Origin of the sequence: Paenibacillus arenosi (genome assembly GCF_014841135.1) — a bacterium.
In the GTDB taxonomy this organism is placed as follows: Bacteria; Bacillota; Bacilli; order Paenibacillales; family Paenibacillaceae; genus Paenibacillus_B; species Paenibacillus_B arenosi.
On the sequence record NZ_JACYTN010000012.1, the window covers coordinates 64,982 to 86,107 of the forward strand.

Below are 21,126 nucleotides of genomic sequence, written 5' to 3' on the forward strand. Positions count from 1 at the left end.
GACACCTCATTTTTTAAATTGATCGCCGATAATCTGAATACCACGTTGGATATTTTCATCCGATACTCGTGAAAAACCAAGCCGCAGCGTGTTCGAACCTTCGCCTTCTTGAATAAAAAATTTGTCTCCTGGGGTAAAAATAACACCCTGTTCTGTGCAAGCTTCCAGCAGCTCGCGTGTATTCACGCTTGACGGGAAGGTTAAAAATAAATGCAATCCCCCGTCGCCAGACAGCTGCGCATCAGGTAGATAGGCTTCACAGCATGCCTTGGTTAACTCGTATTTGCGCTTATATTCCATACGCGCTTTTTTTACATATTTATCGAAATTTCCATTGAGCAAGTATTGATAAAGTATCGCTTGGTCAAATGTTGATGTATGAATCGTACGCGCTCTTTTTATACTTTCTAAATTGTCGATTAGAGCCCGGTCTCCCAGCACCCAACCTACTCGCAAGCCAGGGAACAGCACCTTGGAAAGGCTGCCAATATAGATGACTCCGTTACCCTGTCCTGCTGTCGCAATTAATGGCGCAACATGCGCTCCCGAGTATCGCAGCTCCTCATTGAACCCATCCTCAATGACCGGAATTTGATAGCGTGTCATTAATTTCATAACAGCGCTGCGCTTCGCAGGCGACATGACAATGCCGGTAGGATTATGATAAGACGGAGTCAAATAGGCTAGGTCAAAGCTGTTTGCTTGCTTTTGCAATACAGACTCAAGCTGCTCTACATCAATACCATCACGCTCCATCGGAATGCCAGTAATGTCAAACCCATGCAGTTTCAAATTTTTAATGGCGGTATGATGCGTTGGATTTTCACAAATGGCTCTCCCTCGTCGTCCAGAAGGTCGTAATGCGGACAGCACAATGTCAAACCCTTCCGTGAACCCACTTGTAATCAACATTTCCTTACCGTTTGTGTCGACGCCCTTGTTCTCCATATAATGCATCAAATAATCAATTAATGGCTTGTAGCCCTTAGCATAGCCGTAGTTCAAGAGCACTTGCCCTTCGATTGCCATCCGATCCATAAAGGCGCGCTTTACATCTCCGAGATCAAACAATTGCTCGTCTGGAGCAATGCTTGTAAAGGAAATCGTTCCTTTTTGAGCGCGAATGCCCTGCTTCATCAAATCCAATTCCACTGCTGATACAGCATATTCGTTCATTCTCGCCTTCCAATCGATCTGCCAAGCTGTGGAACTGTCGGTCTCCCCGATACTCGTATCCAAATGACTGATCATCGCAGCTACATAACTGCCTTTGCCGGGAATGGTATATGTAAATCCGTCATCCTCTAAACCTTCATAAGCAGCAATAACTGTATTGCGACTCACCTTAAGCATATCGCTCATTTCTCTTGTGGATGGCAGCTTCTGATCGGCCTGATAGGACCCTTTTATAATTAAACGTTTGACGTATTCTTTTACTTGTAGCGCGACCGGACGGTCACGAACGACTTTGAAATCTTGGAACATGCTTCATCGCCCCCATACATAATGATGGCATACCAGCGGAGAGAAAAAAAGAACCACCGCATTGGATTTTTCATCCGTGGGTGGTTCTGCCGCTTTCGTTCGATTCAAAATAAATCGAATAGTGCAGTGCGCATCGCTCATTGAATGAAGCTTGACAATAAGGACAATCGTTCGTATTCATATACTGCAGGATCGTCATTTGACTACGACAACTTCCACACAAAACAGCTTTTTCCTCAAATTGTTCCTGCGGCCAAGCTTGAATGTCGTGGTCTTCATTCTCTTCGTGGCATTTGTAACATGGGTAATAGCGATTACAACAATAAAATTTGATAGCGATAATATCTTTCACTGTATGATAGTGTGTGCACCGGGTCTCACTATCTATGATTGCACCGTATATTTTCATTTTTACTTCCCCTATGTCCACGGATTCGTGGACGGATTTATCGGATACATCATTGGTTTTGTATACATCCATAATAATTCTTCTAGGATGCGACTCACGCTCAGAAAAAATGGTTGTTGTTATAGCTTCACAGTTTCAATCCACGCATCCATGTAGGATGCGACCTTTGGCTTAATTACATGTCAAACTCCCAACTAAAGAGTTTCAATCCACGCATCCATGTAGGATGCGACAAAGTATGGTACCGTTGTTGTCCGACATCGTGCATGGTTTCAATCCACGCATCCATGTAGGATGCGACGAAGATAGACGCAATCATGGAGGAGATCGGAATTGTTTCAATCCACGCATCCATGTAGGATGCGACCTATGTCGAGTGTAGATCGGACTATTCCCTATAAGTTTCAATCCACGCATCCATGTAGGATGCGACACAAACGCCGTGGCAGTCACGCTATGAGCCACTACACGTTTCAATCCACGCATCCATGTAGGATGCGACAGCGAAATTACAGCAATAAAAGAACATTAGTTCTTCTTTGCTAGGAACAGTCAATAAAATAGTGCACTTATCCCCAAATCAATAGGCGTCCATGCAACGAAAAAGTAAATAACTAGAAAATATTTGGTGCGAATGTCCCAAGGATTTTATGTGCACTTCACATTCGCACCAAGCAATGATAGTCCGATCAATCAGTAAAAGTCGTGCTTCCATCATACTCTATTCCACTTTTAAATGCTATCTGGTAACTTGAACATGCATTAGCTATTAACCTTTAAAGTCTATAACCATGTATCTAAAGAACATAGTCATTTTCACATAATAAGAAGTGTAAAATGTAAATGCGAATAAATTCACAGACAGACACTTTAAATGTAAGATAACGAGTAAATCTTCCCACTTCCTATTTTTGTCGTATGGCCGCATGAATGAGAATCATATTTACGCAAATACAACGTCAACCTGACCGCATCCAAAAGTCGTATTACGACCAATATGAAGCGTCCGTGCAGCATTCAGCCAAGGAACAAAAGGAGTCAAATCTCCTTCTAGCGTCATTGCACCCAACATACCGCTCATATCCATCGTTTTACTACGACGATTAGAATAGCGCTGGACTTCGCTCAAATACAAGCCTGATGAAATTGTGCGAACGGCGGATGCCCATTCAACCAGCTCTGAGATAGTATCTGACGATGCATGACCTCCATAGCGTTCGGTTACAGCTGCTACTCTTCGAGTTATATTTCGGATTACAGCAGGAAAATCAATATTTTGTAGTAACTCCCCATTACGACGTATTCGCAACGGCGTTATATATTGAATTGAACAACGTGTAACATTGGATTGAGCAGATACTGTAAGCACTTCGGAGGTAGCTGCGGCTACATCTACCCCACCATTGCGCCAAATCGGACTAAACTGCTCACCGTGTAAAATATCGACCAGTCGAAATTTTTTTCTGCTGGCTCCGAGTTCGTAGCACTGTTCGTTCGTCAGCGCCTCTAACACATCATTCAAGTAATCAACTGCGTTTCCTAATAGAATTAGCTTGAAACATAACATATCCCCATGTCGGTACATAGATCGATATCTAGGAACCTGGATTAAATAAGGATTGACGATGTCCTGATTGCTAGCGCCAAAGCGACGATTTTCAAATAAATACTTGTATGCTGCGGGTTGCTTTACTATTTTCCACCCTAGAACGCCATGTAGGGTTGATCCTAGAAAAGGCGGTAATTGAACGGGATCACAACACTGCAGGCGAATCATTAACGGCAAATAAGATAATGAAAAAACTGACGTTTTACTCGACATAAATTTAACTTACTCCCATTTTATTTGTACAAGACCATGAGGTAATTTCTGTTGCTTATCGAAATAGATTGCACTCTTATGATCTACACCATCGTTATCGATATATAGACCTGATAGAATAGCCCCTTTATAACCGCCGAGCAGTATGGTCAAATCAGATGTACTATCGTCTTTTAATTGATATAAGCAACCCTCTGAACGTTCCTTTACCTCTTGCAAATCAGCCCTATCTTTCGTATCTCCCATATTTAGCATGCTGAAGTTCAACTGCTCTACATACTGATGAAGTGTATGTGCTGTCTTCTGTTTCACACTCAACAAATACTCTTTAGGATCTTGATCACAATACATTACCCCTTGGTACTGTATACCTGCATTCAGCATCTCTACACCAACATTCGGGAAAAATACCTCTATCTTTGCAGATGACTCAGTATCCGTTCCAGCATGCTGCACTTTATACAAATTACGCAGTCGAATATCTTTACGGTCAACGTTAATATCATCTACCATCAACTGCGTTGGAAGAGGAGCAAATCCACTAGCTCTAAGCGCCCCTTTCATAGAGGACCCCGGTATGTAATATTGTGCGCTTTGCGGATTGTATTTAGTATAGGAACCATATTGGTAAAATGGATAAATGATATTTACTTCCTTCTTTTCTTCTGAGTCAGCTATGATCGCTTCAGTAGCAAAGTCCCCAGCTATACGATAGAAGCTATGTTGCTCTCGCGGGGAAAGCACTAAGCTGGAAAGTGTCTGAAGTTGAAAATTATACGTTTTGAGTGATGCCAAGTGATGACCTCCCTTCGATGTCTAAGGGGAACAAACATGCATGTCCAAACACAACATCACGATCACGGAACGGCGATGAAATGGAACGTCCTGCCTGTTGCCAGCTATTTTTTACAGATACGATACTGCCTGCCTCAATAAAACTGATGAATTCCCTTTGAAATTCATTATTGTCCCACTTACCGAAAGCTTCATATGGTCGACGCTCCGATGTATACAATTGGATGAAAGATTGTTCGTAATTGATATTTTTGGGCAACAGCATTCCCATATTTAAAAAAGTCCGTAATCCATCCTTTACCGCCCACTCGTCTGCTCGTATCGCAGTAATCATATATTGATTTAATCCTTGAGAGGCTCGAGCACCTAAGAAAAATCGTCTATTTTCACTATGGGCATGATGCAACGCATCCAGCAGCTCGGCTGATTCTAGGCTATCATCGAGACATAGGTAAAAGGAAAATGCAGTGACATGCTTATCTTTTCCTGTTTCAGATTCCTTCACCAAAACAGTAACTTCAGGTACAGAATATAAGTTAGGATCAAGACCTGGTATGTTCAACCTCACACTATCGATTGAAGCATGAATTTGTTGCCCGGATCGAATATGCACATACGGAAAAACATTGGTTGCATGCTCAGGATTAGCAATAAAATCTTCGAGCTGCTCCTTTTTGACATACACGCGCTTTTTAATCGCTTGATATATTTGTTTGGCCCTAAGGAGATCCCCAGCGTTATTTTGCTTAGGTAGTCTAGCTGCTTGATCTAGTAAATAAGATTGCGGCACTGGCAAGTAATCTAGCGGCATCATATTAGACAATGATACATACATTTCCTCTTCTCGAATTTTCGAAACTAGCAATGCCGCTTTCTGAGAGGAGTAGTAGTCAGCATACATGTATATGAGCGCACCAAAAATCTTCTGCGAGTCGGGTAATTGAGTAAGTCGGCCTTGCAGCAACATTTCAATCTTATAGGTCTTGATAGCGGTCAACCTACTCATCCTCCCCAATAATCTCTACTTGTATTTTGCCGTATCCACGACTGCCTGAGTTACCCAGACGATACACACCATCATTAAACTGCTGGATCGCATGCGTGATAAATGTTCTCACCGTCTGCGGTTCAATCGATAATTTGTTCATCATGTACATATTGATTTCGCCTGCGAACTGTACGCCTGGACGTACGGTCTTATAAGTTCGTGGGTTAGCTGAGATAGCAGATGCTGCTCCATCATTACTGATCTCAATCGTGTTTTTCGAATCGATGGAAAATGGATCAGCTGTGCCGCAAGACAGTCGCAAATCATTAAATAATAACTTCGGCGTATGATTGAATCCTTCCATTCCAAACAAACATTCCGCAGATGCTTGCTTCTTTACACGCTCAAATCGATCCAACACTTTCTTTTTTCGTTCATCTTCAATTTTCATTTGCTCTAACTGCACTTCGTTTTCTTTTTCCATTTTTTTCAAATAAGTTAGGTAACTTTGTTTAATTTCATCCGCATCCGATAGAACACCTTCATTTACTATATCGCGAACGATTGTACGCAAACTCCCTTTGAAGGAAGAGGCAGGAATGTATGGATTGCCTTCATGATCCGTAACGGTAAACAAATCGACACCGCCAATTTCAAACGTGGCTGGCGATCCTCCGATAAATAAATTCGAAAGCGTAGTCACTTTAAAACGAATCGTTTCGATACTCATCTCTTTTTCCCCCTGTGAGACTGCTGTCCTTTGTTAAATGATCGTTGTGCATTTTTATGTGGTGACTTCTTGTTTTTCGCTTCTTGCCCGGGTGATAATTTGGGATTGCTTTTAAATTGGATCGATAACTCATTGTACTGATGAAGGATGTATAGAGAGTCGATATAGTCCTCGGTCCAAAGTTGTGAACGTTTTGCCGTATGTATAAAGCTGTCCTTGTCAAAAAATAAGTTGGGAGGTGCTTTCTTCTCACTTGCTCGTTGCTCCTCCAACTCATTGATCGTTTCTTCTGTTCGATCATTAAAATAATGAATCATCTCAGCAGCCTTGTAGATATCGATTTGCTTCCTATTCTTTAGTCGATGAAACATAGAGCTAGAAATGCGAAGCGTGCGATAAATTTTAACGTTTTCCGCTTCCTTCGTTGTTTCCTTAGCTGAATACTCTGTATGTTTCACTAATATGTCTCGAAACGTCTTCCTATTATCTTGACTGGAAGCACTTCCCGTATTCTTAAGTGAGTAAAGCAGACTTTGTTCAAACAAATACCGTAACGCCTTATTGAAAAACGTTTTTCGGATATCGTTCCCGTTATATTCCACGCGGGAATTAGATTGTTGGTCTTCTCTAATATTGAATCTTGGATCTGAAAACAATAACAGTAAGCGAACGTAAGACTCTAGACGCTTACGCTGTTCAGGCTTGACATTCAAAAAATGTGGAGCTTTCTGGTACGTCCCCCGCTTCACTAAAAGCTGTTTGATAAGTGATTCGAGAATTAATAATTCGGATTTTGCTAACTCTATGTTGCTGCTACCGAGATTCTCAGGCAACAAATGATAGAGTACGGCGTTGCTGTATTTCACATCGGTCTTACATATCGTAGGGTCAGTAATTTTTTCAAGCAAATGATAGAAAAAGTGATGACCTACATACCCTTGGCTTATTGCTTGCTTCAGACGCTTAACCATGTTTAAGAAGTGTCTCCAGTTCGGAATGTCTGCGTAGACTTCCTTCTTATCTTTAGGCGGATCAAAGTCATAAAACACATACTGATTGATGCTTACTTTGACATACGAAGCAGATAATCCCTGTAATGGAGGTACCTGTTTGGCACACTCTACTTGTTGCTGTACCCGCTCATAGTAATAACGGATTGGCTCACGATTGAATGTAAAATCAATGCCGATACTCATGGAAAGAGGTTGAAGATTGGTAGCGTACGTTATGTTGATTGCTTTTATTCCTTCATTTAATTGCTCCAACAGATTTTTACATATGTTCACACCTTCAGTCAGCCAAGGTGAAGCGACCGCAAAGAAAATGTCATCGCCTGCTATGTAGAGCGGATAGAGAGTAAAATGATTGCGTCTATCATTCTGCGTGTCCTTAGATTTATCACGTTGCTTGCCTTTATTTTTATTTTGATAACTCTGTGCTTGACGATGTAAGGATTCCAAAGAAATATCGCTTGATAACAGCTCACTTACCGCTTTATACCCCTCATATGTCTTGATTTGTCCAAACCAATCACCCATTCCATCCAAATCGGCTTTTATCACCGCAATACGGAAATGGTTATCATTCCCCTTCTCCTCATTTGAAAAAAGTTCGTTGATCGTACGAGAAAAAGCGGGATACTTGCTGTCATCAATAGTGGATTTACTTTTCCTATCAGATGCAGGAACTTTATTAAATTGAAACAACAGCTCATGTTGCCTTTCGATCATCGTATTTAGACATGATGTATGTCTAAGTCTCTCTTTGCTTTCTTTGATCGCTTCCAGCTTGTGCTGATCATTTACAATCTCTTTCTCAAAGTAAACATATTTGACCAACAGTTGTCCTGCAAACGATTTATAGTAATCTTGAAATAAACGATCTGCTCTATCTATAATCTCGTTCGGATGTAACGAAGTCGTAAAAATACACACTCCTGAGCATTTCAACAGTTCTTTTGACACGTGACTGCTAAATACCCCAGTGTCACCTTCCAATCCGATATCTTGATAGAACTGTTCTGAGATCAGTTTCGAGGAGTTCATAATGTCTTTTAACGTGCCGCTGTTCGACTGATTTTCTTGTATATTCACGCGCAGGACATGATAGAGGAAGGTTTGTACTTTGTCGATTGAAAAAGCTACGATGTACTGCTTCATCAAATACCCTCCCTCTGAAAATCAAATAGTTTGGCATATGCTCGATGTGGGAAAAGGATCGGATTGTTAATCAGCATTAGCAGTTGGTTAAGTTGGAAGTTGAACGTAAGCAAAGATATTTCGTTCCCATCGGGATCATACACTTTATATTGTTCTAGATCGATACCCTCCAGCGGTGCGGCATACGCATCTGCAGCCTTCTTATCAACCTTATTAACCTCATCACCCTCGTGGAAATTCAGTTGCTTGAACCAATAGGATAAATTTTCACTATTAGAATAATTAATTTCGATACTACCTTGCCCGGATGATTTGCCTTCTTGTACCGCGGATAGGACAATATCAAACCCGTCGGAAATACCCTCTTTAACTTGTGACTGAAGAGCACATAGGACGCGAATCGGCCTTGTAGAAGGTTGTGTACACACCGGTTTATCTGAAATAGAGCCGGCCATTCTAGCTATTGCTCCAACAGAAGTACACAAACTACTCATACTTTTTTTCCACTCAGTAATCGTTTCTTTGTCTAGACTTTGACTTTTGCATTCCACGACGACGGCAACCGCTTCAATCGGGATAAATTTAATACGTCCATTACGAAAAATATAAGGTGTATACGTTTCATCCATAATTGCCAGATCGACCTCTCGAGAAACATTACCTTTCGAATCGATGATAAACACGGACGACTCGATAATAAACTTTTTCGGAATAATCATCTCAAACAATTGCTTCCATATATCTTCTCTATTCGAACCGACAGTAGTTCCATGCAAATCATGCTTCATGTACAACTGCTCTACAATCGACTTCTCTACTTTGCGATAATTTGAACGAATGTTTTCAATCATAATTTGTTTTGGTGGCTTAGTGAGCGATTTCGTTGTCATTTGGCTCCTCCATTGCGTTAAATGTTGGCATGATTATTACGTTCAATAAGTGGGCTCTATAAGCGTGGTAATCTGATTTAATACTCCATATAACAGCATATTTCTACATGAATCACCTGAACTCCTCTCTGTTCAAATCAAATTTCGGTTGAATTCCCCTAAAGTCTACAATCATCAACCATATATGCTGCATTTACGTGAATAACAAAAAGACGGACCTTCGCTCTAGCATACAAGCTAGACTTAGCGAAGGTACCGTCTTTTCAAACTTATTTTATCAACACAACTATTTTCGCTTTTGTTTCAACTATCATTGTAGGATGCGACGCAGCAGTCGCTGATCCACGAATTCCAGCAGACAATGTTTCAATCCATGCATCCATGTAGGATGCGACGGCGACCTATTCAACCATGAAATTGTGTTTTTAGTTTCAATCCACGCATCCATGTAGGATGCGACAGCGAATTTCCATCAAAAGAAGAACGTTAATTCCCCTTTTGATGGAAACATTAAAATAAAAATTATATTTATTACCAAAACAGAAGGTGTGCATGAAACGAAAAAAGTAAATAACTAGAAAATACATGGTGCGAATTTCCCGGGGATTTCATGTGCACTTCACATTCGCACCACGAAATAAATAAAGAGATCGCTTTTACTATCAACTCTATACATCAGATCGTAGTTTCGAATTCATAGCAAGGTCGTTAAATATTCCGCTTACTCTTTCATACTGTCTCAGTGTTCCCTCAAATGTAAAGTTCAACTTCTGTAACACTTTGGTTGAATTCACATTCCTCAGCTCTACATTGGCTTCAATCAGATTAAGCCCTAAAATTGAGAATCCGTTATCTATTAAAGAGGGAATAGCTGTCCTCTTCCCCAAAATGTTTTAGCAATGTCATATCCGATTTCTGCTGTTGCATGTTCAAAATTTTTATCATGTGTTTGAATCTATAATATGGAACTCTCTATCGGATGTGGATTATGTTTACATATTCTCAGAGCCGAATAAAAGAATATTCATACTATAGTATAATAGTGGGATGTTTGCGTCAACTTCTCACGTTATAATAATATAGTATTTTGTACATATATTTATATGTTTCACTAGGTTTCGTTTAGCTTAAACCTGTTTCTGATACACGCAATAAATTCCACTGATACATTCAGTAAATCTCAACTAGGAAGGAACAAACTAATGATTTGGGGAAATGTATGATTTTTTTGCTTTTGATAGCAGGAGCGTCTGTGAATGCTACCTTATCCGTTCAATTGAAGAAGAACTTGGATACAAACTCCCCTCTTCTTATATAGCCCTAATGAAACTGAAAACGACGGAGTACCGAAGAACACCTACTTAGGCCTTGTGAACGAAGAGGAATATGATACTTCTGAAGAGGACAAGACAAAAGCACTTTACAAAGTTGCTCACGGCAAATTTTCTCCGTTATTGGAGGAACTTTGCTCGCGAGTAACAGAAGTTGATCAGATTGAGATGAAGATTCGCACAGTCTGTACAAAAATTGTTGAGGAAAAAGGTTATTTTTCCTTTCATGCCGATGAGTTATCATATTTAATGTATGATGTGCAGTTTTGGCTGTACACCAGGTCCTATCCAGAAACGAATCGCGAGCAGTACCTTGCTGTTTATGAGAAGATGATTGCCTTCGGTGGCGAATTTGGTCAGAGCGGCTACGCACCTAACAGTATTAGCGAATGGTTGGATCGGCGGATACAAGAAGGAAGAATCGTGCAAGATCATGAGCAACTTCGGTTTACAGATCGGTTCACGGCCGAACTGATTAAAACGATTTCTGCCATCTGAGTAATATAGCCGTAACAGAAATACCACCTATTCCCTTCCATCTGTTGCAAGGAGATAGGTGGTATTTGTTTCTTATCCATGCCCTTTAAAAGGATACGTTTAAAGTTGTCCCAACAGCTCCTCCAAGCTTTCTTTTAGAGGCGAATCTGCTTTCTTGGCTGCTGCGCTCAGTTTCTTCACACTTCCGAAAATCCGGCACACAACCAGCTCGATTTCATAGACTTCTTTACCCTTTAGTGCCTCGACAAGTGCATCGGCAAGCTCAGGATGATCGATGGTCAGATTTTTGACCTGTCTTCCTTCTTCATTGCCTCCTAGCAAAATGGAGACAATCACGGGCATATGCTCTGCCTTTACGCCATGGGCCTCAATAAATGCTTGCGCATAGCTATCCTGCACCATTTGATGCTCTGTATCCACCAATTCCATATAACGGCATACTAACGGAAAATAAGCTTCGCTGTACAATCCGAGGCCAAATACAGCGTAAGTGCCCGGCATGACGGATTTTTCTCCCGGCTCCACATCGTTGTACCACGCGAACTCTTCCATCGCGGTTTCCGCATATTCCGCAAGCTTAGGAAATAGGCTTGGGTAGCTGAGCGCATTGGCAAAAAACTGATGCAGCTTGGACTTCGCCAGTTTTTTCAACGGTAGAAAATGTTTTTGACTACTTTTTAACTTTATATGGTAGCCTTTAGGGAAATCTTGTCGCAACAGTTGGATGATATAATCAAGCGCTTCCCTGTAAGCCGTCTCTTCTTCAGAGAGGATTCGGATGTCGATCGTCTGCAAGACATCATTGTTTCGGGCCTCTATCTGTTCTCCTCGATAGGTACTCTCAAATTTTCCACTGCCTATTTTTAAATAGTCAGCTGCTTGTTTAGAACCTAGAATGACCGCCAGCTCTAGATACTTCTTCCGAGTATCCGGCTCGGTAAAGCCAATCTGCAAGGCTGCATAAAGAAAGAATTCCATTTCTTCTGCATCCAAAGGAGGATGATCCCCCTGTTCCTTCGCAACCCAATGGGACCCATAATCTTCAGAACGGCTAAAATACTGCGGTAAAAAATGCTCCTCAGACCATTCGCTGAAGGCTCTTGTATATTGAGTAATCCAATCATGTTTACGTTCTTGATTCGTCGTAAGCTTGTCGGAGAGCCGACGAATAAGAGGCTCAATCTCTTCAACTTTCTGCTGCATCATATCTGGATTGACCAAATGATAGGCAAAAAAGAATATATCCTTTTCTTTGGGCAGCACGGGCGGATCGGAAAAAATCTTCGTTTCGATAAATTGCTCCAAAGATTGTTGAAGTTGAATCCATTTAGGTTCATTAAGCAGCTTCTTTGTTAGCATGACCTTCGACTGCTCCCACTCGAATTCAAATACAACCTCAAACTTGTAATTAAAGAACCGAGGGCCCCATTCCTCTGAAAGAAATAATTGCTCCATACGTCCGCATAATGCAGGAAAAAACTGTTCGGTCAAAAGCTCATCAGTTAGCTCCGTAATATAGGAGCCGGCTTCCATTTTGTACGAGTCGTCACCCCAAGAAAATGGTTCATACACATCAATATGAATCTTCCCATTCGCCCATGCAAACTTACCCTTGCGCCACGCAACACGAACATAGTCCTTAATACCTGCTTGCAAGCTGCTTCGATCTTTTAATTCATCAATCCTCTTTCTTTCTTTCGCATATATAGACATAACTTCCTGCCATACATCGTCCAAAAAAGCTTCAACAGCCTGATTCAACGGTTTCTCCCCTTTCATAGGTGCAAAGCGCTGCCGTCCGTTTTATTGTTCTACATTGCTGTATGTGCTGCTTGCAGCGCGGTTCTCCCCGCAGTAAAGATTAGGACAATCTTGCATTTATCCTTAAGGCAAGCTCTTGCCAACGCAACCCCGCTACTGTTTCCTTGAGCTCCGAATCGTCCTTCTCCAACCAGTAATCACCTTCTAGCAGCTCGTACATGTCAAGCAGTGTAATCTCGGAAATGGCCGAGTTCTCGAAGGCTGACATCATTGGTTCGGGACCGTCATCCCAGTTATACCGATTCACAATCGCATGCAGCAGAACCGAGGAATGCAAGCGACCGATTTTTTCGCACACTTTTTTTAGAGACTCCTCATATAAAATCTCATCTACGATCTCTTGTTCCTGTGCCGTCAAAGTTAGGCGAATCGCCCCCTCCGTCTCAAGCAGCAAATCGGCCATTTTGGTATCGCTGCGTGCTGCATTCCAAGCCGTCGCTAAAATACCACGCGTCGAATTAAGCTCCGCACCTGCTTCGATTAATTTATGAATCGCATCGGTCTGCTTGAATTTAACTGCCTTTTTAAGTGCTGTATCTCCAAGCTTATCCTCTAAATCAAGCGCTGCCCCCTGTTCGATTAACAGTTCAATCGCTTGGATAGGCATTCGATTGGTTAAAAATAGCATGAGAGGCGTTCTTCCCCGCTCGTCCTGTTCATTCACATTTAGCTTGGTTAGAGCTTTGCTAATCTCTTCTAGGTCCCTCATCTTGCTGACTTCTTTCCAATCCACAAAAAGTCGACCTCCGTTATCAATCTAGTATTTCTTGAACAATTGTATATGTATTTGATCTGAACTACGTTCAGCTTGGAAATTTTCCTTGAAGATAGGACTTCCACAGGTCATAAATAAATGGAATATCGATCTTGTTATCAACTGCTTTGGCAATAAGACCAAAATCATCCGACGTATATCCTGCCAATTCTGGATTATTCGTAATCCGAAACGTTTGCTTGAACGCAAATTCCCTAATATCTCGAATCATCTCCTGTTCATCGGGAACGAGATGATTTAATTTTTCATAACTCAAACGCCATACATTATCAAATTCAGCAGCATCTCTTGCATCTAACTCTGCGTCCCAATCTACTTCTTTATCGAAAACATTTTCAAAGAAGCCGTCTGTGCGGATGATTGCGAAAATTTCATTTATTGTTGTCAATGGACCCCCTCCTCTTGAGTTGTATTCGTCCCTCATTACTATTTTAGTTATGCGCTCTTACCGTTGCAGCTCCACATTCAGGAACTACAAATATTCCCCAAAGTAGTCTTTCAACCTATCCGCACAGTACCGATCCTCGCCTCTCCAGGTTGCCATTGAGACAAAGTCAGTTCCACGTCCACGCTCTTTACGGTAATCATTCTGGGACTGTAACAGACCAGCGTAGCCCCATATTTCCATCACGCGATCTCGTTCATGCTGGTTGCTAGGAAAAATTTCTTTCCAGCGCTTCTCTAACTGTCGGGCTGCATCCTTTTCCTCGCATGCCTCTACGGCTTCGATCATTTGCTTGAGAATATCAATATCTTCGCTTCTAACCTCAAACTCCGCTTCCTGACTAAGTAGATTCAAGTCCATCATACAATAGAGCAGCCAGTTCAAACGGACGCCGCCCCATTTGATTCGCTCAAAGTTAAGTACATTCAGATCCTCATCATCATAATGTTCCTTCGCCACCAGTTTATTGTCATTGCAATCGCCACAAGCACAGTAGTTTATTTGTTCTGCCGCCCGTTCTGCGAAAGTATGTATCGGTAATTGATGTGTCAAGGCAAAGCTGGACAGGGCGCTTCGTAAATAAACCTTGCGCGTGGATAAACTGTGTAGAAAGGCACGAACTACTATTTCTTTTGTTATTTTTCGCTCGTGCAGTTCTCTTAATGCCAGCACGCATTCCTCATGTGATAGCGTTATTGGATCGAACATTAACCCTTTGCTTTTCGCATATTGAAAGTCTTCATCCGTGTAAGAGTAACCGCCTGACCTCCATCCGCCAGAGCTCCAGAACGTGTTGATCAATATTTTTTTTGCTTTAGCATCCATTGCAATTCGACTCCTACTATTGAAATGTATTGTCTATCTTTTATGATACACTTGCAAAGCTATACGGTGACAGAGACGAATTTCACAAAAAAGATGAACAATTGCACACTTTATCAAAAAAATGCTAGTTCATCTCCACGTTACAAATAATTTTAATAGCTGAATGAAATATATCGAATACAAAGAAGCCCTGCACCATTAAGTAGGCAGGGCTTCTTTACGACGTATCCGTTCCTTTCTAGTTGCCTATTCTCTTAATGCTTTTTTAAACTTTTGATCCAAATCAGCGTTAATAGGATCCCTCGGCAAATGTATATTCTCCTAACCGTGTTGTTGGACGCTTTAGAAACTCTCCTTATTAAAGTGCCAACCTTTTGCATATACGATTCGTTCGTATGGTGCTAATTCCTAACGGGTCCGTACCAAATCACTTCTGGACCTGAATGTTTTGTCTTTTTGTTATTTATGTACGCGCTATAAATATTATCTGGATTTTTTCATCCTGCGATGATTCTTGTTCTATTATCTGTTTAGGATGTGACCATATACGTCAACGTTCTCGCCCTGCGTGTCAAGGGTGTTTCAATCCACACATCCATGTAGGATGCGACTTGAAGAGCAAAACAAAATTGATGAGCAACAGATGCTTGTTTCAATCCACGCATCCATGTAGGATCCGACCCAATTTAAGAGCTTCCTACCCGCATACGGAGGGTGTGTTTCAATCCACGCATCCATGTAGGATGCGACGATTACATTAAAGCAAATGAATACCTACATCGATGTTTCAATCCACGCATCCATGTAGGATGCGACTCTGTATCTACTCAATTCCGTTTAGAATCTTATTTGTTTCAATCCACGCATCCATGTAGGATGCGACTCCAGTCAATGCTCAAATACAGCGTCCAATGGACTTAGGGTTTCAATCCACGCATCCATGTAGGATGCGACCTGTGCTTGGTTGCTCTGTCACGACTGGGCCGACCATAGTTTCAATCCACGCATCCATGTAGGATGCGACACCGCTCGTTTCAAGGTCTATGAGCAATCGAATCTGGTTTCAATCCACGCATCCATGTAGGATGCGACGTGGCGATGCATTTAGCCGCGCCTCTTCTAGTTGTGTTTCAATCCACGCATCCATGTAGGATGCGACAGCGAATTTCCAGCGAAAGAAGAACGATCGTTCCCCTTTCACTGGAAACAGTCAAATAAAAAGTACATTTATCACCAAAACAAAAAGAACGCACGACATTTTAAAGTAAATAAATAGAAAATAATTGGTGCGAATGTCCCGGGGATTTCATGTGCACTTCACATTCGCACCACTAAATAAAGAGATCGCTTATACTATCAACACTATGCATCAGATCGTAACTTCGAATACATAGTAAGGTCATTAAATATACCATTTATTTTTTCATACTGTCTTAATGTTCCCTCAAATGTAAAGTTTAACTTCTGCAAGACCTTTGCCGAGTTAACATTCTCCGGTTCTACTTTGGCTTCTATTCGATTAAGTTCTAGCGTTGAGAAACCGTAATTTAGCAAAGATTGAATCGCTTCCGTGGCGTATCCTCTACCCCATGATGTTTTAGCAATGTCATAACCGATTTCCGCCTTGGCATGTTCAAAATCCAAGTAATTGAAGCCACAAGAACCTATAATTTCATTCGATCCTTTTTCAATAATTGAGTACCGAATGGCTTTGTTGTCTTGAGAAAGTTCATCTAGAAGTTTAATTAGATCTTTCGCTTGACGCTCCTCAGTAAAACTACTCACATTCATAAATTCGGTGACATCCGGATCAGACCAAATTTTAAATAAGCTCGGCGAATCCGACACATTCATTTTCCTCATGTACAAGCGTTCCATGTGTAGCTCCGTATTCCAAGTAATCAATATTTTTACCTCCATTTTATAGTTGAAATAGTTGGTTTTAAAATATTGACCATCTGCGCATAGTTCAGTCCCTTCATACTAAAAGATAGTACCATTATACAAGGAAATACAAACTTTATCTATCACATTTATCCATAATGTGGATTTTTAAGTGTTCGCTAATTACGATTCTCGCTACCGAATAGGATCTCTTCTTATGGTATATTTAAATATAATGGAATCGTATATGTATCTAATAAAAATGGCTGCCTACAGATGTGGCAGCCATTTTGAATAATTAAAAACAAGTAAAGGAAACAATTTGTCTTAAGTCAACGCCAAAGAACATCCATCTTCCGCGGAAAAACCTAAATCCTGATACTGAAGTGCGTCCTACAAAGGTTGGGAAGAACCAAAAGCTATCTCCATTTCTCAACCAAACGTACGTATTCCGAAACAAACAGCGGGAAATAGCTCCAGGATCAATAGCAAGTGGAGACATTTGAGGAACAAATGGTGGGGGTGGAGCTGCTGGTACCTGTTGACCGGGTCCTTGAGGTCCCTGACCTGGACCTGGCGGTGGTGGCATCATCGGTCCAGATGGTCCTGGCAATGGTACAAACGCCAATGGATTCACTCCTTTTACAAGTAGGCTAAAACAATGTATGTTGGAGTGAATGCATTGGATTGGACGAATACCTATAATCCCCGTTAATAGAAAATAACACAATTAATCGATCACGAATGTTTTATCGAGAAGATAATTAAAGAAGAAATTTTTATACTAAGATACAAGATTGGAGTAGATACAAATGAAACCAAAAGTTAGTATCATTACACTTGCAGTAGACAACCTAGAGCGCGCATTATCTTTTTACAGGGATGGACTAGGATTAACTGATATTACAATGGGTGGTGAACATATCCTATTTCAATTAGAAGGACATTTATCGTTGGTGCTTTATTTACGTAGTGAATTCGATAACACAGCTAATCAATCGAGCTCATCCCCAAGATTCTCTTCAATTAGTCTTAGTCATCAAGCTGATAGTAAAGAAGAAGTTGACTCCATCTTGACTGAGGCCAAAGCTGCTGGAGGAACAATTTCTGCGGAGCCGATGGAGTATGATTGGGGCTACACAGGACACTTTAAAGACCTTGATGGGCATCTATGGGAAGTTGTGTATTTTAAAGTTTAATATAGAAAAATACGAAAAATGCAAAAAAGTCGATCCCTTATACAGGAAATCGACTTTTTTAGTTTGAATGCTCATGCTAGGTTGTTTATAAATAATTGCATGCAGATCAATTGTTTTACTTCATTACTCCTCTATTTTCGTACATCCTTACGCTTCTCACCTTCAATTGCAACAATCACTTTATTTTTGTTTTCAGGTTGTGTTCTGTCAATCCGCCCAAGCTTTGTCTCTACACCAGCATTATTAATCTTTCCATACTCTGTCGTGTCAAGCATTAATTGATCGATAAAGTAAACAGAACTTCCAAACGCTGCAGGTTTCTTACCCCACTCTCGTTTCTTAGCGCCCGGAGTGTCGTACTTATCTTCCGCCCACTTTACTTCAGCAAAACCATGTTCACTGATTTCAATATATTCCCTCAGATCTCTATGCTCTTCGATGAAACGCAAAGCTTCACCTTCAGGGAAAACATAACGGCTGGTGAACCCTTCCCCTTCTCTCTTTAATGCGTCCTTCTCGTATATAACTGGTAACGAAATAGCAATCTGCCGCGCTTCTGATAGCTCCCCTTCCATTAGCGTCTTCATTTGCATGACACGTGAAGGAGTTTGCACGACCGTACTTTTGCTCTGCTTATGATAGAAGATGCTACCACCGAGCTGTTCTGACAGAAAACGAAGTGGTACATAGGTACGTCCATTGCGAATCGTTACTGGAACATCCAACGTTTTTTTAGTTCCGTTAACCAATGCTTCTTTCTGACCAGCTGTAATCCGGATGTCAATTGTTTTCGCTTTATTCGTAATGCTTATCGTTTTCGTATGTTTATCATAGGAATAATTTGTCCAAGTCGGATCATTGAATGCCACCAATTGTACTAACGTGCGGCCCTCCAATGTCAAGACATCACTTTGCCATATGCCATCTATGAACACTTGTGGAGAAGTATGTAAACCCGATGCTTGTACATTGGTTCCTGCTGAAATAGCCCCCCATACAAGGGCTGCTGCCATCATGCCTAGAAGCTTTCTCTTCATAACGTACCTCCAAAGTTGATAAGATATTTTTATATGTACTTATATATATAGACGAAATAACGATTAAAAAAGTTTCTGTGGACTGAGTCTAATCACTAGGGAACTTGAGAGTACCTATAGCACTTCAAAGTACGTACTTCACAACTGGTTGTATATTATCCATAATTGCAGCTATATCCGGACATTACCCAATATGCTGAGCTATTATTCATGAAGTTACCGGAATTCTACAAAAAGGAAGGTTGTTGAACGATGAAAGCTCTTATTACCGTAACTCATCCTCGCACAAATTCTCTCACGCATGCAGTGATGAATCGCATTGTAGAAGGTCTGAAGCAAAATAACCATGAGATAGATGTATTAGACTTGCATCGTGATGGGTTCAACCCTATTTATACGGTAGAAGATGAGAAGGACTGGATAAAGCCAGATAAAATCTACGCTCCAGAGGTTCGTAAGGAGATGGATCGGATTGCTGCAGCAGACACCCTTATTTACGTATTTCCATTATGGCAGTACAGCTTGCCTTCCATGCTTAAAGCGTATTTGGATAAAGTATGGAATATGGGGTTGTTTGGTAAGATGGGTGAGAAAAAAGTGCTGTGGATTTGTCTGACCGGCGGAGATGAAGATCATATGTCAAAATACAACCGCGAGGAGATGCTAAAGCACTATCTTAATGTAGCTGTATCTGGCTATGCACGTGTGAAAGAATCCAACGTCGAGCTTCTATACGACACCCTTTCCGAGTCGAAGGAACATATTGAAAGTTTGCTAGAACGTGCTTATCAGCTTGGACGAAACTATGAGTAATTAGAAATGCTAGGATATGCTTGATACGGAAGCTTGTTAAAGAATCGTATTCCTTAATTTTTGAAGCTTACACAGCTCGCATGTTAATTTGCCGTATTTCAACATGCGAGCTTTTTCTATGCTTACAATGCGTGTTTACTATTCTATTTTAATTATGAATAAAGCGTATTTATCATCTTATTCAGCAGTTACTTATCCTTACGGCAGTTGACGATAGCATTCGCTTCTGTATCCCAACGCCAAGGTACCGACTGCCCTAATACATGCACGCCACCCAGCCACGTATCGATACCATATAACGCTATCCAGTCAACTTTGCTTTCCAGCACTTGTCGACCCAGTTCCGTAAGGGAGATAGTACAGTTATGAAAGGAAGGTGGCGTACCTTGGAAATGAGGAAAAGACTCCAATCCTTCGATATGTAGAAGTGGCTGAGTACCTTGCGAAAGCTTAGATAATACATGCCAATATTGCAAATCCCCCATGCCAAGCTCATGCAGCTTATCTCCCACCTTTTGAAATAAAATATAGGGTGTATAATCGTCATTCTGGACATGTTCCAGCGTGATTTGCTCAACGATGCCTAGCCCATTATGGACAGATGGAAAGCGTGCAAGATGCAGCTGAAATGCAGCTTGAGCGAACGGCAATGCCGAAGTGTCACCATTCAGCAGTTGTGAAAGCTTATTAGGATCGGAAGAAACATACGCCTCCCATAGGGCAGAGCCGAGGGCTAGTTGTTCGCTGCCAACGATTTGCCACGTGCCTGATAGTGTAGCCATCTGCTCTGCATGAAGCTGTCCAAGTCCCCGGAATAATTCGATACCTGGGAACGAGCCGATACACAATAAGCTTAACTTCGTATCGCCTAGTGGGTGCTGAGCAAACCAATGGAGCAAGTAGCACAGCATCGTCTGGTCGAATAAATCATGCTCGAACCACAATACAACCTCATCATATTGAGCGAAATCTGCTAGCTGCTTCTCCTGTATTTCAGAGTTCCTAGTGAACTCCGCGGTTGGAATGCCCATTGCTTGCTCCAAATATTGTGCTCTTATTTCACGATTGGCAGGTTCTGCGGGATTCGTGAAGTTTGGTCCATCAGGATACACTTCTCTCCAAACGAGAATGTCGCCTTTATCTACAACTTTCTTTAGTGTTTCAGCTACGTGATCTCCGTTTACAATATGCAGCATCCCTTTTCCTCCCTCAAACAAATG

General features: G+C 41.3%; 18 protein-coding genes, 2 pseudogenes and 2 CRISPR repeat arrays. Of the genes and pseudogenes, 3 read left to right on the plus strand and 17 right to left on the minus strand.

The window, feature by feature from the left end; all coding sequences use genetic code 11:
• Positions 1-6: 6 nt before the first annotated feature.
• From IFO66_RS14720 to IFO66_RS23825, 9 genes and pseudogenes are all read right to left on the minus strand, one after another.
• Positions 7-1,485 carry an aminotransferase-like domain-containing protein gene (locus IFO66_RS14720; RefSeq protein WP_192025877.1) on the minus strand — a complete coding sequence of 493 codons (1,479 nt, stop codon included), beginning with the start codon at positions 1,483-1,485 and terminating at the stop codon, positions 7-9.
• 70 nt (positions 1,486-1,555) lie between these two features.
• Positions 1,556-1,894, minus strand: a complete 339-nt coding sequence (locus tag IFO66_RS14725; protein WP_192025878.1) for a CHY zinc finger protein — start codon at positions 1,892-1,894, stop codon at positions 1,556-1,558.
• Positions 1,895-2,026: 132 nt separating this feature from the next.
• A CRISPR array of direct repeats spans positions 2,027-2,396; the repeat unit is 32 nt; unit sequence GTTTCAATCCACGCATCCATGTAGGATGCGAC.
• Positions 2,397-2,837: 441 nt separating this feature from the next.
• Positions 2,838-3,716, minus strand: coding sequence for a CRISPR system precrRNA processing endoribonuclease RAMP protein Cas6 (cas6, locus tag IFO66_RS14730; protein ID WP_192025879.1), 879 nt, complete (start codon positions 3,714-3,716; stop codon positions 2,838-2,840).
• 9 nt (positions 3,717-3,725) lie between these two features.
• Positions 3,726-4,511 (minus strand): hypothetical protein, encoded by a 786-nt coding sequence (locus IFO66_RS14735; RefSeq protein WP_192025880.1) that lies wholly within the window; start codon positions 4,509-4,511, stop codon positions 3,726-3,728.
• Positions 4,489-5,508: a hypothetical protein gene (locus IFO66_RS14740; protein ID WP_192025881.1), complete on the minus strand. Its 1,020-nt coding sequence runs from the start codon at positions 5,506-5,508 to the stop codon at positions 4,489-4,491. The genes IFO66_RS14735 and IFO66_RS14740 overlap by 23 nt, the downstream gene beginning before the upstream one ends.
• Position 5,509: 1 nt before the next feature.
• A complete protein-coding gene (locus IFO66_RS14745; protein ID WP_225445783.1) occupies positions 5,510-6,229 on the minus strand; it encodes an RAMP superfamily CRISPR-associated protein in 720 nt (239 codons plus the stop codon).
• On the minus strand, positions 6,226-8,388 hold the full coding sequence (locus IFO66_RS14750) for a Cas10/Cmr2 second palm domain-containing protein (protein WP_192025882.1): 2,163 nt from the start codon (positions 8,386-8,388) through the stop codon (positions 6,226-6,228). The genes IFO66_RS14745 and IFO66_RS14750 overlap by 4 nt, the downstream gene beginning before the upstream one ends.
• Positions 8,388-9,278 carry a DUF6602 domain-containing protein gene (locus tag IFO66_RS14755; RefSeq protein ID WP_192025883.1) on the minus strand — a complete coding sequence of 297 codons (891 nt, stop codon included), beginning with the start codon at positions 9,276-9,278 and terminating at the stop codon, positions 8,388-8,390. Before IFO66_RS14755 ends, IFO66_RS14750 begins: the two co-directional genes overlap by 1 nt.
• Positions 9,279-9,946: 668 nt before the next feature.
• Positions 9,947-10,215 (minus strand): annotated as a pseudogene (locus IFO66_RS23825) (GNAT family N-acetyltransferase); the annotation flags it as partial.
• Between the two features lie 427 nt (positions 10,216-10,642).
• On the opposite strand from IFO66_RS23825, the pseudogene IFO66_RS14760 reads away from it, so the two are divergent.
• Positions 10,643-11,107 (plus strand): annotated as a pseudogene (locus tag IFO66_RS14760) (glucan biosynthesis protein); the annotation flags it as partial.
• A gap of 99 nt (positions 11,108-11,206) precedes the next feature.
• Here the strand turns inward: IFO66_RS14760 and IFO66_RS14765 are convergent.
• The 6 genes from IFO66_RS14765 to IFO66_RS14790 all read right to left on the minus strand — a co-directional run bounded on the left by IFO66_RS14765 (position 11,207) and on the right by IFO66_RS14790 (position 17,485).
• Positions 11,207-12,868 (minus strand): DUF6138 family protein, encoded by a 1,662-nt coding sequence (locus IFO66_RS14765; protein WP_192025884.1) that lies wholly within the window; start codon positions 12,866-12,868, stop codon positions 11,207-11,209.
• 100 nt (positions 12,869-12,968) lie between these two features.
• On the minus strand, positions 12,969-13,661 hold the full coding sequence (locus IFO66_RS14770; RefSeq protein WP_192025885.1) for a DUF4274 domain-containing protein: 693 nt from the start codon (positions 13,659-13,661) through the stop codon (positions 12,969-12,971).
• Between the two features lie 70 nt (positions 13,662-13,731).
• Positions 13,732-14,091, minus strand: coding sequence for a hypothetical protein (locus IFO66_RS14775; RefSeq protein ID WP_192025886.1), 360 nt, complete (start codon positions 14,089-14,091; stop codon positions 13,732-13,734).
• Positions 14,092-14,175: 84 nt separating this feature from the next.
• Positions 14,176-14,973, minus strand: a complete 798-nt coding sequence (locus IFO66_RS14780; protein WP_192025887.1) for a hypothetical protein — start codon at positions 14,971-14,973, stop codon at positions 14,176-14,178.
• 579 nt (positions 14,974-15,552) lie between these two features.
• A CRISPR array of direct repeats spans positions 15,553-16,132; the repeat unit is 32 nt; unit sequence GTTTCAATCCACGCATCCATGTAGGATGCGAC.
• A 203-nt stretch (positions 16,133-16,335) separates the two neighbouring features.
• Positions 16,336-16,893 carry a GNAT family N-acetyltransferase gene (locus tag IFO66_RS14785; RefSeq protein ID WP_192025888.1) on the minus strand — a complete coding sequence of 186 codons (558 nt, stop codon included), beginning with the start codon at positions 16,891-16,893 and terminating at the stop codon, positions 16,336-16,338.
• 262 nt (positions 16,894-17,155) lie between these two features.
• Positions 17,156-17,485, minus strand: coding sequence for a transporter (locus IFO66_RS14790; RefSeq protein ID WP_420488672.1), 330 nt, complete (start codon positions 17,483-17,485; stop codon positions 17,156-17,158).
• A gap of 184 nt (positions 17,486-17,669) precedes the next feature.
• Between IFO66_RS14790 and IFO66_RS14795 the strand changes: the two genes are divergently transcribed.
• Positions 17,670-18,056 carry a VOC family protein gene (locus tag IFO66_RS14795; protein WP_192025890.1) on the plus strand — a complete coding sequence of 129 codons (387 nt, stop codon included), beginning with the start codon at positions 17,670-17,672 and terminating at the stop codon, positions 18,054-18,056.
• Between the two features lie 131 nt (positions 18,057-18,187).
• Here the strand turns inward: IFO66_RS14795 and IFO66_RS14800 are convergent, their stop codons facing one another.
• A complete protein-coding gene (locus IFO66_RS14800; RefSeq protein ID WP_192025891.1) occupies positions 18,188-19,093 on the minus strand; it encodes a copper amine oxidase N-terminal domain-containing protein in 906 nt (301 codons plus the stop codon).
• A 252-nt stretch (positions 19,094-19,345) separates the two neighbouring features.
• Here IFO66_RS14800 and IFO66_RS14805 point away from each other — a divergent pair, with 252 nt between their 5' ends.
• Positions 19,346-19,906 carry an NAD(P)H oxidoreductase gene (locus tag IFO66_RS14805; RefSeq protein WP_192025892.1) on the plus strand — a complete coding sequence of 187 codons (561 nt, stop codon included), beginning with the start codon at positions 19,346-19,348 and terminating at the stop codon, positions 19,904-19,906.
• Between the two features lie 188 nt (positions 19,907-20,094).
• On the opposite strand, the gene IFO66_RS14810 is transcribed toward IFO66_RS14805, so the two are convergent.
• Positions 20,095-21,102, minus strand: coding sequence for a DUF1835 domain-containing protein (locus IFO66_RS14810; RefSeq protein WP_192025893.1), 1,008 nt, complete (start codon positions 21,100-21,102; stop codon positions 20,095-20,097).
• Positions 21,103-21,126: the final 24 nt, after the last annotated feature.